Annotated in this window: 8 protein-coding genes; all 8 read right to left on the reverse strand. The window is 40.6% G+C overall.

The features are described 5' to 3' along the window. Positions 1–39 precede the first annotated feature (39 nt). The 8 genes from DWX75_RS09215 to DWX75_RS09250 all read right to left on the reverse strand — a co-directional run bounded on the left by DWX75_RS09215 (position 40) and on the right by DWX75_RS09250 (position 13,925). Complete coding sequence (locus DWX75_RS09215) at positions 40–312, reverse strand: hypothetical protein (protein WP_199497579.1); 273 nt, start codon at positions 310–312, stop codon at positions 40–42. A 94-nt stretch (positions 313–406) separates the two neighbouring features. Then, positions 407–1,522, reverse strand: a complete 1,116-nt coding sequence (locus DWX75_RS09220; RefSeq protein WP_118016036.1) for a cysteine desulfurase family protein — start codon at positions 1,520–1,522, stop codon at positions 407–409. A 13-nt stretch (positions 1,523–1,535) separates the two neighbouring features. After that, on the reverse strand, positions 1,536–1,736 hold the full coding sequence (locus tag DWX75_RS09225; protein ID WP_118016037.1) for a hypothetical protein: 201 nt from the start codon (positions 1,734–1,736) through the stop codon (positions 1,536–1,538). Next, positions 1,723–3,189, reverse strand: a complete 1,467-nt coding sequence (gene brxL, locus DWX75_RS09230) for a BREX system Lon protease-like protein BrxL (protein ID WP_118016038.1) — start codon at positions 3,187–3,189, stop codon at positions 1,723–1,725. The genes DWX75_RS09225 and brxL overlap by 14 nt, the downstream gene beginning before the upstream one ends. Positions 3,190–3,203: 14 nt before the next feature. Next, positions 3,204–5,516, reverse strand: a complete 2,313-nt coding sequence (pglZ, locus tag DWX75_RS09235) for a BREX-4 system phosphatase PglZ (RefSeq protein ID WP_118016039.1) — start codon at positions 5,514–5,516, stop codon at positions 3,204–3,206. 12 nt (positions 5,517–5,528) lie between these two features. Then, positions 5,529–9,758 carry a hypothetical protein gene (locus tag DWX75_RS09240; RefSeq protein WP_118016040.1) on the reverse strand — a complete coding sequence of 1,410 codons (4,230 nt, stop codon included), beginning with the start codon at positions 9,756–9,758 and terminating at the stop codon, positions 5,529–5,531. Positions 9,759–9,770: 12 nt separating this feature from the next. Continuing rightward, positions 9,771–12,092, reverse strand: coding sequence for a phosphoadenosine phosphosulfate reductase family protein (locus DWX75_RS09245; protein ID WP_199497580.1), 2,322 nt, complete (start codon positions 12,090–12,092; stop codon positions 9,771–9,773). 9 nt (positions 12,093–12,101) lie between these two features. Next, positions 12,102–13,925 carry a hypothetical protein gene (locus tag DWX75_RS09250; protein WP_147671573.1) on the reverse strand — a complete coding sequence of 608 codons (1,824 nt, stop codon included), beginning with the start codon at positions 13,923–13,925 and terminating at the stop codon, positions 12,102–12,104. Between the last annotated feature and the right edge of the window lie 49 nt (positions 13,926–13,974).

Consider the following 13,974-nt stretch of genomic DNA (forward strand, 5'->3'; position numbering starts at 1 on the left):
CTTATCTTATGAGGGATTCAGGTGTGCGAAGTTTGAGTATCATAATACATCAGACAGAGGTTTCCATTCCTCATCTGACATATCGCTGACGAACTCTGTATTGTTGATGTAAAGTTCATTGTCCTTATCCCGAACGAAGCCCCACTTTAAATCATGCTTTTCAGCATATCGCTTGAACGCCTGGAACTTGTTGGCAATCTGCTTATCAATGTTCTTGTCTACGCCGTGGCTCTCGCCGCCTTTCGTCTCGATAATCCAAACTTCCCCATTTTTCTTTTTGACACACCCCATCACCGCTGGCAGATTATACACCGGGTGATTTAGCGCTTACGAAGTTTGAGTTCATGATTACAGTGGCTCAATTTTTGGCAAGCACGTGGCTCACTTTTTCGTTGGCATTCACACTTTAACCTAGAATGTTCTTAATTTCTTTAGCAATTCTCACAGCCTCTTCTTCTTTATTATTTGCCCCAAATGAAATACGGATTGTCCCTTCCGCATACTCTTTTGGTATGTGTATTGCTCTGATAACATGAGAGACTTGCGAATCTACAGAATCACATGCTGAACCGGTAGAGATAAAAATACCTTTTAAATCAAGCCGATGAAGCAACATCTCTCCATCAGCTCCGCGAAATGAAAGATTCACATTACCAGGAAGATGATTGCTCGAACCATTGCGAATAAAATCAAGTCCCAGTTCCTGAAGTGCGCGAATAAGAGTATCCTCAAGGATTGTTAAATGCTCCCGTGCATCAGCTAATCTTTCTACATTCATTTTTAGTGCAGCGGCCATTCCTACAATGGCTGCGATATTTTCTGTTCCCGCCCTCATGCCTTTTTCCTGTGCTCCACCATTCATAAATGGATGGATTTTTACACCTTTCTTCATATATAAAAATCCAATTCCTTTAGGCCCATTAAATTTATGTGATGAAGAAGACAACAAGTCCACTCCCAGAGCATGAACATCGATAGAAACATGCCCTACTCCCTGTACCGCGTCAGTATGGAAGATTGCACCGGCCTTATGAGCTATAGAAGAAAGCTCCTTTATTGGCTCAATCGTCCCGATTTCATTATTTCCATACATTATAGAAACAAGTCCGGTTTTTTTAGAAATATTCTTCTCCAAATCAAATGGCTGAACAATTCCTTTTCTGTCAACCGGAAGATATTCAACTGGTATACCGAGCAAAGAAACAGTCTCGCATGAATTCAAAATTGCATGATGTTCTATGGAGGAAGTTATAATCTCATTTTTGTCTTTATTGAAAAACAACGTTGATTTTATTACCTGGTTATCACTTTCCGTACCACCCGAAGTGAAATAAATCTCTTCTGGCAAAGCATTTATACACGAAGCTATTATCTCACGAGCCTCTTTTAACGCTCTTTTCGTTAATCTAGCAAATGAATATGGTTGAGATGCATTGGCATACTCGTCACGGAGATAAGGCTCCATAGCTTCATAGCTTTGACGACATAATTCAGTTGTCGCAGCATTATCTGCATATATCATTACCCTCATCTCCTTATTCAAAAAGCGTACAGCCCTCATCCTTGAATTCCTCGATTTTGTCTTTCAAATCATCTACAGTACAGCCAAGATAATCCGCCAGACAATCCATGCAATAATAATTCGAGATGTTTTTGCCGAGCAATTTTTTGTTAAGACCTATCGTGTTTTTATCTAAATCTTTTTTTCCACAGCTTATGCAATCAATTTTCTTCATCCGCAAGCTCCTTTAAGGTAAATTTCGGCATCTGTTTAGCTGGTTTCTGATATTCGTCTGGATCGAGAATTGCAAGTTGCTTTTGAATAATGCTTCTCATCTTTATTGCCGGTCTGAGACAATACTGCATGAACAAATGGCGATCCACATCTTTTACAGTCTTTACATTTGGGAATAGCAGCTTCAAATATGCAGTCGTCAGTCTTTTCACGGCCTCGACATGACGTTCATAGGCTCCATCCGAAACTTGTACCAAATTGTCTACAATAGCTCTATAACTGATATCGTCCCGAAGTAAATGCAAAATTGAGCAGAAATATTCCGTATTTAACGCCCATCCGGAAATTTTCAATTCTGGTTTCATAGGGGGAATATCCCACCCCTTGATAAAGCCATGCATACGGTCAACAAGTGCACTTTCTTTAAATAAAGAGGGCAGCTCCGTGAACATGCTCTTATATTCATCCATATTGCTCTGTTCAATATTTCCAAGAAATACAACTCCTGCATCAGAGGTTACCGTAAAGCCATCAACATTGCACTTTCCGCTTTCCATATATCCCTGGAATATAGACTGCATCTGACTTATATCTGTAAACTGGACTTTCTTTACTTCATCTATGGCGACATAATCATGACCCACTATAAATCCCGGCGTTCTTCGTGCTTTGTCGTAAAACATCTTTGGCCTTGATACAGTACCGCCGTCAACAAGCAGGCCATACTTGCTGATATTTCCAAAGACATAGGATTTCCCGGTTCCTTTTGGTGCAAGTTCTATGATGTTTAAATTCTTTTCCACAAAAGGAAGCAGCCTTTGGAGCATTGACAGTTTTTCGTGTTCATCCTCATAGCCATTGAAATTGTAGTCCATAGCTCCCAGAAGAATATCAATCCATTCTCCAATAGAGAAATCAGTCCTTACCTCCTTATAAAAATCAAGGTAGATATCGTATGGTGTAAAACTTTTGAAATCCGTCAACTTGATTTTTCCGGGTATTTTAGGGCGTGCGCTGTCGTCAGGCGGGCGATATCCAAGTTCAACAATTCCCCAGATTTCATTACTTTTGACAAGTTCATCCTTTACATTATCCCAGACAGCGTCTTCAATCACAGTTTCTTTATTAGAGAGACCGTAGTCTGGCAATGCAAAAGAAACCGTCCCAGTCTTGATATCAATATCGACATCAATTTTCGTTAGAATCTTTACTCGTTCATATTCCTTGCTGATTCGATTTTTTATACTAAGCCAGTCCTCTTTTCGAGGCATGTATGTATTTACAAAATCGAGCAGCTCCTCAACATCAAACTTTCCTTCATCATCTTCAAACTGGTGCAAAACCCAGTCCCGGAGAAACGAAGGAAGCTTCAAGGTTTTCAAGAAGCTCATTTCGCTCAAATCTTTATAGACGACCATTCCATCGTCAAAACATTCTCTGAGTTTTTCACTCACTTAAGCCTACCTCCTTACAAAAGCTTTTTCTCGCCGAAATCGGTGTTGTCCGCAGTAAATTCCAGCCCGCTTTTCAAAAGATTATTGTCATAGAAAACATCCACAGTATACTTTCCAGCTTTACGCAACTCTGGTAAAGCTATTGTGAATGTTTGCCCGTCAGCCGATTTGCCTTCATATTCACCATTTAGACCGGAAACACGAATGCTGAGGTTATCCAGCTTTGTTTTTGAGAATATATGCAAAACAGCATCTTTTTTCCGCCTGCTGAACTTTACATTCTTATACTTGTCAGGTATCAAAATCTCAATCTCGTCTGGTGCGTAAACTATCTCAATAATCGGAACTACAACCTCTTCAAGAGTAGCTCCACCATGAACCTCTATATTCGCTTTACGACCGCCCTTGAACCTGTCATAATTGGCGAGAACCCAGTAACCGTTTTCTTCCGTCGCACATGAAGGAATTTCATCGATTTCGCTAACAGGACAGCATCTTCCGGAATGTTCTGCATTTGATTCCGATTCCCATTGATTTTCCTGTTTCGCAAGAACACAGAGTCTGCTTGCCCCATGATCCGCTATCATAACCACACGCTTATATGTTCCGTTTCTCAGATAGGTTGCTATCTTTTCGATCGTTTCACTGATTATTTCAAACTCTCTTGAAATATATGTAGGGATCTCATTGTTTGTGAAATCGAATTCTTCCACGCCATGATGCTTCAAATCATCAAGACTCTTTATACCTTTTTTGTCCGGAACGGCAACCGCGCCTCCCTCTGTAAGCACATCAACAAATTCTTTGTTAAGCGATGTTATTGATGGAAGCTCACAATGGCATATGGTGGTGTAGGCCATAAGTTTCTGCTTTTTGCATTGATCCATTATGAAGCTGAGGTACTCGACACCCATCGCATCCATAAAATATAAAGCTGTTCCTTTCTTCTCGATTGTGTCGAGTTTTTCACTCCGGGCTGGTAAATATAGATTAAACTCCCGTTTCTCAGCCTGATCATTTACCCTTTCCAGAAAATCAGGAAAAATCCTGTTGACCACTTTCTGATATTTGTATTCCTGGAAATACGCATCTAAGTTCAAAGACGGTTCATTGAACCTATACGGTTTCAAATATGAATACAAATCGGGATAAATATGGCTGAGCGCTTCTACTACTTTTTTCCGCCCGATTTCTTCAGAATATGCTGCAAGCTCTTCAAAAATCAAGTTCTTTTCCCGCGGTGACGCATCTGTTAAATAATACAGAGCATCTGCGCCTTTGCTTTTAACCATAGCGCAGTAATCGACCACCTCAGAATCTTGATTCCCTAACGCGCGAATAATGCCTTTTCTTTCATCATAATGTTTCCAGAACTCCTTATCATTATGCGAAATTTGAAGAATACTCCTGAACACACTTCTGATAAAAAGGGAACTGTTTTCCGCGTTCTTAACGGCAACAGATAAGCACCAGCTGTTTTGCGCTCCGTAAAGTTTAAGTGCTATAAAATAAAGCCACTTCTTTTTGCTATCAAAAGACAACCAGCTTCCAATGGAATTCTCGAGATTCGTGGTTGTCCCAAAGACAGCCATGACATAATTTCCCCATGAGCCGTAAGTCGAGATTTCAGAAAGCGCAAACTTCCAGTTTTCTTCTGCCCCGTATGCTTCCTTTAATCGAGTTGTAAAAATGTCTATATCGCATAATGCTTCATATGAATTGTTTTGCTCTTTTATAGGATACAGCGAGTGTGGGTAGGAACTTTTCTGCTTTTTGGTACGGATAAAAAACTTTGGAGTCGAACCTTTCTCCACGTATGCAGCGACATCTTGAACTCCCTCTATAACTGTTCCTTTTGCAGGAAACGGCAAATTGGGAGCAGTGAAAACAAGATTGGGCAATGGCACTATTGGACTTTCTATCAGGTACACAAATTGCGAATAGCGCGGATCACTTTTCGTCAGATATTTCTCACATTGGTAGCATAGAACAACCACATGCATATCAGGTTTGGACATTCCAAGCATGCGATTAATAAAATCCTGCAATTTTTCTTCGCCAAGAAGTCGGTAATAACTTGTAAATCCCGTAAGGAAAACCGGAGAAGACGCTTCCTGAAGGAAGCTATAAAAAGCGTCTTCTGAAAGGCTTTCATCAGGCTTGGAAAAGTCTGAGACGGATTTAAAAATGTAATTACCCACAGAAAAAGTTTGTCGGATTGAATTCAAATCATCCGGATTATTCACATTCACAAGACGTGGATGTGAGTCGTTTCGACGCAGATATTTATCAATTCTTTTTATTGCGTCCTCCTTCTTTAGACTCATATCAGCGCCTCCTTACTTTCCCTTTATAATTTCCATGCCGACAACCATATTGTCCTTAATAAGCCGCTTAAGGTACTCTTTTACCTCAGCCACATCCATGTCCTCGATTTTCTTCAGTGCCTTGTCGCAGCCTGTAGCATTGTACTTAAATTCGGCCATTTCCTTCAGTTCATTATCTACCTGTAAGGAAGCGTACCAATCATAAGGTTCCGCACCGACCGTTCCCATCAAATGATCACGTACTTCGTCAAGATCTGTAAGCATGACATTGTAAGATTTAATGATTTTCTCACGGAACGCTTTATCCCGTTCTTCCTGGCTGGAGAGCTCATCAAAGAAATCGGCTCTTTCAAGGTACTCAATTGCCTTGTCGATTGACGTTGCATCCGGCTGCCTGCTGTTTAAAGTTCTGAAAGCAGATCTTGCTTTCGTTAGCTCATCATCCGAAATCATGCATAGAATGGGAGTTTTATATCTTTTTGACCATTGTCTTGGAGTATCGGTACCCGTTTTTTCGCGCCACATCTCCTTTAGCTTCGTTGCACTCTGTTCACTTATGTATTTGTCTACTGCAATCTGAACTACGTTCTGATAATCAGGCTTTTCAGACGTAAACAGGTTATTAGGAAGCAATTTATAAATTTCACGTACTTCTTCATCACTAAACCGACCAACAATAAAAGCACATGCTTTACGAAACAAAGGTGCCTGGTCGTTATAAAAGCGATTGAATGCTGCTCCATTCGCGCTGATCTGTTCAAGGAACTTCTCTCTTCTGGAATCCAGCAAAACACCTGATTTCTTGATGTCATAGAGCATTTCCATGAGTTCAGCCAAGTCTTCCCAATAATTCTTTGCGTAAAGGTAAGAAATCTTGATCATGCTGCACTTATCAATCCACTCCCTGATGGTGGCATCAAAGGAAAAGTTTTTAGGCAGCACTTTATTGCTTTCTACAACAATCCTGTATTCCAAAATCACCTCATTAATTTTCTGGTTTGCGGTATCAACATTCCATACCCAGTTTGCAGCATCTGCATCGAACTTCTTCTTCAAACGGTTGATAAACTGACCGTCATCGCCCACTTCATTTGCAAGCTGTAGAAGAATACCATCTTCGTATTGATTCAGGTAAGCTTTCATTCCGTCGGTGCATTTGTCTTTTGTGACCAGTGCAGCGAGGTCTTCAACTACGTTCTGATCACCCAGACAAAGTTTGCCTATGTCGATCGCAATATCGCTATCTGTCTTGGAAGTGCCAAAATTATTGTTGTTGGCAATGCCACTGTAATAATCAATGAGTTTGGAAACCGTCTCTGCGCTGGACTTCAGACTCAAATCAGCGAGTACATACTTGAGAACCCAAATGGGAAAGGACAAGCCCTTCATTTTCTGCCGGATACGTTCTCTCGTCTGTTCCACGGTGTTGCAAAGGTGAATCGGTATATCAAAAATCTTTGATGACGCTTCATTAAAAGCCTTCTCTTCCGCAGTCGTAGTTACAATATATTTATCCTTATAACGGGAAATCGGAGTTTGCTGATTCTTTATTATCTCAGACACCATATCCTTAAGTTTTGCTACTGTAAGAACGTCTGTATTGATGCCGTCGCTATAGTTGAACGTTCCATCTGTATACTCTTTGAGAACGAAGCCCATTACGAAAGCAGTTAGATTACAAGGCATGAAGCCATATTTTCCGTTTTTATCCTGCAGAAAATCATAAATCCTCGCGATAGAAATTCTGTCGCTGGACGCAAAAGCAGTTTGTACAATCTCATCCACATCGAGCTTGATTTTGGAAATAGGAAGATGGGGAGACGATATCCAGTATTTCGGGACATTCCATGCTTCCTTACCGATATAGTTCTCCAGTTTCGTCTGTTTATTTCCAGAACGGAACTGTCCTGATGTTTTTTGCTCGGCACCGCACTGAACACCCAATGCCAGTGATGTGGATTGCCACATTGTGTCATTGACAGACCCATGTGTTTCAAGACCATCTCTGTAATGTTTCCGATCTATAGCAAAAAGGTATTCATAAAGTTCCTCAAGCGTGGCGGCACGTTCTCCATCCGGCTTGTCATCTGAGAAAACGACAAATTCACCAGACTCAACCTTGCTGCGCCATTTTTTCAGAATCTCCTTTGCGTTAGCATCATACTGATTTGCAAGACCACGATCCTGTTTTATATTCACGACAGAATTTGCCATGGCGTCTGCATATTGCTCCAGCATATCGCTGCCAAGCGGAGTCTTTGATGCGTCAATAAAGACGATATGATAACTTCCATCCGCGACAGCTTCCTTAATTGCCTTGCCAATTTGAATGCTTTCAGCGTCATCTCTGGCAAAAGCGGCAACCGCCATGATTTTATTCCCAAGAGAGTCTTCTTTTGCGCGCAGCTCATTTATTGTTGATTTAAAGTTCCCAGAGGAAACGCATCTCATCTCGTAGCGCAGACGAAGAGCTCCTGTCAGAGCGATGGCAGATTGCATATCCGCTTCCTGTAAAAGTACGGTCGTGGACTTCTTCTTTTGTTCTTCCTTCTGTTTATCAATTTCGACAACGTTTCCTGAGTTGATCAGGGCAGAGTACTGCGTCTTGCCTCCCAGCATAGGTTTCTTGAAAAGAATATCCGGAACCATACTGTTGGCAATTCGAACGGGTTCATCATTTTCGAGATCGGAGCCCTCAAAAGCGTTATTCAAGTTTCGCTCATTGGGTATAAAGAGTTCTACCGAATCACCGGTGCGCTGGGAAATTGCCTGCAGGAGAAGAACCGTTTTCAAAACGCGCTTTCTTTCGGAGTCAAGGTTTTTGCTCTCGGCAAATGAATAGCAGTCAAGAATAGCCCTGATGTCAGGAGAGAGGTATTCTTTGCCTTTCTCATAAAAGAAATCCCAGAGCATATCTATCGTCAAAAGAGGATTCGCATCGTATGGACCGCAGTTGTTTATAAACCACTGGAATCCTTTGATTTCATCGCCTCTGTCATTCTTAATGAAATCAAACATGCTCCGCTGATTAGAATCAAAAGCGGAGGATATGTGCTTCAGGAGAAGAGCAGCGTAAGGGTGAATAGGAAGAACCTTTTTTAGCTCTGTGTCAGAGATCTTTGCCTTTTCCTTAACCAATTTCCGGGAGTCATGTGTTCTCTCATACAGTTCATCGCGCGTCTCATGCCAGTCAGCCTGTACAACAGGATCACTGTTTTCTTCCATTGCATCGCCCATAAGACGGAATGCCATATTTTCAGGGAGCTCAATGTTGCAGATGGGCTGTACAAAACGTCCCATCAGTCGCTTCCAGTCCTTGTCTGACTCAGGAAACATGTGCATTACATTATGCGTGACAATCATGAGATAAAATGGTTTATCACCGCTGAAATCGGCAATTTCCTGGAATCCGGTCATGGCGCGCTGATTATTACGGAAATAGTCCGTAAACTCATCCCAGATGAAAAGAATAGCCTTGAAGTTATTTCGCTTAATAACCTCATCAATCCATTTAAGCAGTGCCGTTGTTGAAAGCGACAGCGCAGAAAAATGACGTTCCTTCGCAACCTTCATGATCTTGCTCATGAGCGTCTGAAGAGCCTCACCTTTAGACGGAGATTCCATCGCCTGTTCACTGTAGGTGTTCAGGTTTTTAATGATCGTGTCGACATCGTCCCCGGAGAAAAGATCCGTATAGTTCTCACGAATCAAAGCATTAAAATAATCCTTATTCGTAGGATCTGAAAGCCACGCAACCGCTGAATCCTTCAGTGCACCTTCGCCGTGATCTTCGATTCCGGCGTCATTCAAGGCGGCGACAATGCTCTGCTGAATGGCAAAGACAAGATCGTCATCACCGTAGATGTTTGAAGACCCATATCGATGAACAGTTAAAATTTTCTGATCTCCGCTTTTGATGTGCTGGAACTTATTGTAAAGATCCGTGCCAAATTCGTCTTGGTATTTGTCAAAGTAAGCCTTCGTGTCCTCATCAGACGCGTCAATCAATTTTTTCAGCGTCAGCACAGCATGAGATTTTCCTGTGCCGTAGGCGCCTTCAACCCAGATAGAGAGTTTCTGTCTCCTGGAGATAACGCTGATTGTATCCTTCACGAGCTTTACAAACGTATCGTGCGGATAGAACTTCTTCCAGAGATCCGGATGGCTTTCGATTTCTGCCTCGTTAATCTGTGCGAGATACTCCGGGTCAATATCGAAGTAATCGCGATATTTGTCCAACATAACCGTTCCTCCTTAAAAAAGCGTCAAAACGTCCTGCGATGTTTTCTCGCTGCGGAGCGTAATATTATCAAGGTCAAGCGTAAAAGACGCATTAATAAATTCAGGATAATTGACAGAAAGTCCTGTCAGGAGCTTCTCCATCTGATCGCGATCAATGCCGAAAATCTCGGTAGGACTCACACCCTCACTGTCAATCTCGTGGTTGAGAAGGCGGCCAAGGGTGAACTGGTAATATCCTCCGCAGCCTTCCGCGAATTTGTACAGGGAGTAGAGGATTACGCGAGGATCAGGATTCTGCCAAGGAGTACGAGTTATTGATATAATATGTCTCTTCTCTTTCTCAGAATGCCCCATTCCAACTTCATTAAACGGAAGTTCGACAAACCGTCCAAATGAACTCCATATGTCATTAACCCAGCTTTCTTTTGCACCGTCATTAACCAAAAGAGACAATACATACTCTTTCGAATATACTTCGAGCATTTTGAGCCGTTTTACATACCAATTAATCTGTGGTGTATAAGATAGATTGACAAGCATGATTCCCCAACTTGAAAGATTATCAAGCCCAATCTTATCGATTATCTCAGCAGTATGACTAAAGCCATTCTCGTCCAGTAATTCCGCATCTCTAAGAAAACGCTTAAAGAAGCTGTACATTTGAGATCCAAGCGAGTGCTTCTGATCGAATTCATTCTTGTAGCTAAAATATTGCGTGAACCATTCCATCTTGGGTGAATGATGTGAATAGCAGTTTAAACTCTTATTTGCTGACATTATTAGCCCTCCTTTAGGCATCTCCAGCGATTTATAAACCAGGCATCCTTTATCAACCTTATGACATTCCGCACAATGTATACATCTGTCACTTATCTTCACTCTACCATCTTGCATCGAAATGCAACCGTTATGACAATCGGCCTCACATTCATGACAGTTAACACAGCAGGCTGCTTTACGGAAAACATTCTTTAATAGCTTGACAAATATTGGATCAGCCTTGGCGAGCTCTTCATCTATAAAAACTCGATAACCTTGCTCTGTTTGTGTGATGGAAAACTGATATTCTTTATTTCGGAAGAGAATTCTAAATGGTGAAGAATCATTAAGCAGAATTCCTATCGTCTTTATCCATTCTTTCCAATCAGTTCTCGGAGATTCTATGATCAGAATTTGTTTCCCACGAGTTTTTGTTTCAGAATACCCTATTTTGATTGGCAGGTCTCTGCCATTCTTTCGTGCCTTCCATCCGCCATTTTCTATAAAATTTTTTAGTGCCTCATCTGTGGAAAAACCTTTACGATACATTCTTTCTATTACGTGAATGAATCTGTCAAATTCCTCAGGATACCAAGCTCGACTCATAAATTCATTTCGCTCGGCCGCCCTTGGACACACCAAGCATCCTGCTCGCCTTTGGCCTTTCTTATAAGCCTCATTCAATAATAAGTTCTCAGAATAAATATAAATGTATAGTTCAGCCGAATTCCATTCCAAGATGGGATTACAACTATATTGTCCTTTATGCTTTTCACCGAGGCTTATATAGTCATATTCACTTCGAGCCAAACTTTCACTGGCACGTATTCCGATAAAAGCCATCCCGGTAAAATCCGATTTTTCCAGTTTTTTTCTTAAAGCCAGTATTTGCGGCACTGTTTTATGTACACTGCAGCACCATCGCGTTACAGTTGCCGGTGGTCCGAACTCATTCCATGTATATTCGGGATCGTATTCGGACTTTGCGCGAATAAAATCTATACCTTCATTAGCACAATAATTCTCTACTTTTTCAACAACATCATAGGTATCAGGAAACTCCATCCCCGTATCGCCGAATAAAACCTTAAACGAATTGTGTGGTAGAGTTCGCTGCACTATATCAAGTGTAACTACGCTGTCTTTTCCTCCCGAAAAAGCAACATAGAAGACATCCACTTTATTCCTGTATTTCTTATAGATGTTATACGTTTTCTTAATAGTTTCCTGGACCAGGCCCTCAAGAATTCTCTTGTTCTTTTCCACCATTGCAGGAATGTCCACAAAGCGAAGGGGTTCTCCATTCGGCTCCGGATCTTCAAGGATTACAATTTTCGGAGCGGTATAGCATGAGCCGCCCTTTGTCTGCGCAACCTTACGGCCTCTGTAGTAATAGCTGTTCGCCTCCGCCCACATATAGGGATACGCATCATTCTTTGCATAGTTCCAATACCGGTCAAATCCGAGAATATCAAGTTCTTTATAGTAAACAGGGCGTGGTTCTTTGCTGAAGCCCAATGTTGAACTATTCAGCAATAAACCTCCTGTCTGTTCATCATAAGTATATGCGTACATACCGCGTTGTTATCCTTTCCTTTGCCTTTGCAATTTGGCTTTAGACAAAATCTGCTCTATACCGCCATAATTTTTTCTGGCAAGCAGACCAATGTCCACCAGATACTGCAAGGCGTTTTCCCTGTTGAGATGTATTTTGCTATCAGCAAGCTCTGTGATCATAACTTCTTCAAAGTCGCTGTAATGAGAACTTCGCTTCACAATTGCTCCCACAGGTGTGCCGGCATTAAAGCCAGTATGCAGAAGTTTGAATTTTTTACTGAAATCTGCTACATAATGCTCCAGTAGAAATTCATTCCAAGGAAAGCAAACATCTGGAAATGATCCAAAAAAGCTGACATACTTTAGTGGAATATAATCGTTTGTACAGAACCGACTAATTGCATAATCAGTAGCTTCCGTATCAAACGATGCTTGATCACGAGAAACAAAGTCCTCTTGGTTAATCCTTAAAGAATGTGCGTACACATCATCAAAATAAATTGGTGTACCCAGATCTTGCTTCAAACCGTTCAACTGATCTAAAGTAAAATAATCATGAGTCTTTGCAAAATATGCAAAAATATCTGCCATTGATAAATCTTTCCCATAAGGACTAATGATTTTGCCCTTAAAAGAGAATTTATTTTGCAGTTTATATGCAAGGACATCCCGGAGTCCAAGCCAGGTAAGGAAAGGATATCTCTCTATAATAGAAGGAAAACACCTTTCTATTTCATCTGTCAACTCCTTGCCACCCATATATCCCTTGTTATCTATTGACTGGTGAATCAAGTCGTCGATTACATCCAATTCATGCTGCGTGAATTGGATAATATCTGCATGAAAATATTCACCTTTCTGATTACGTACAAAAGCCCTGCTGTTAGTACCTGTAACAGTCCTATAAACCGTATCCGCATCAATATAAGGCAACGCTTTATATAAATTATCAAAACTTATCGGTATACCAAGAGATACCATGTAATCCCGTACTTCATCTACAGGTTTTATTTCAGTACATGCAGTGGCAGTCAAATAATTTTTATGAATATAATATTTTCTTTTATCGATACCGGAAAGATAACTTTTTAGCATGTCCGGGTTATTAATACACTTGTCCTCAAATTCTGATTGAAACTCGTTGTAAAGAGCTTCAAAGTAAACTCCTTTTTTTCCATCATGAAAACAGCTCTCGATATAAGCAAGAAGCTTCTTTTGGGTTTTTTCGGAAGCCATCATTTCTGGTAAGTATACAAAATCTCGGTATCTGATTGTATTATGAGCAATTCGCTCCCGTATGACTGTGTCATTATCGGATAGTTCTGTACCATTCGCGATTTCCCAAAAAGCACGGAATCGCTTAATATCCAGTTTAGACTCAATCCGAAATCCTCTTGGAAATTTTGTCATAATAATTTTACGATATGGTTCAAAATCAAAACCATTAGATTCTTTAACTGCCGCAGTGCCACGTTTGCTTTGATCTGCAAAAAGTTCTCCGCCAATATATTGTTCAGCTTTATGATTTTCTTGCGATTTCTCTTGTAAATAATTCAAATAGTTTTTGTATACTTTTAAGGCTTCAACATAGCTTCTTTTTCTTTTTCCTTTTTTTAAGGAAATTTTATTTAAGAGCAAATCCAGTTCATGTATATCAGTTATCTTCAAGATCTTTTGATGAATTTGGTTTCCCAAAATTACTAAGAAAATAATGATATTTTCTGCATTCTTCCGATTATATTTTTTTATCCAGCTAACAAAATCATTTTTTTGTTTTTCGTCAGGAATTAGTGGCATCTGAATTACACCGCCTAATAATTTTATATTTTCTATTTTTACTAAACTTCGCACACCTGAAGCCCTTATAAGACAAGGATATGTATCTGGCTTTCAGGTACGC

This window comes from Mitsuokella sp. AF21-1AC (assembly GCF_003458855.1).
In the GTDB taxonomy this organism is placed as follows: domain Bacteria; phylum Bacillota; class Negativicutes; order Selenomonadales; family Selenomonadaceae; genus Mitsuokella.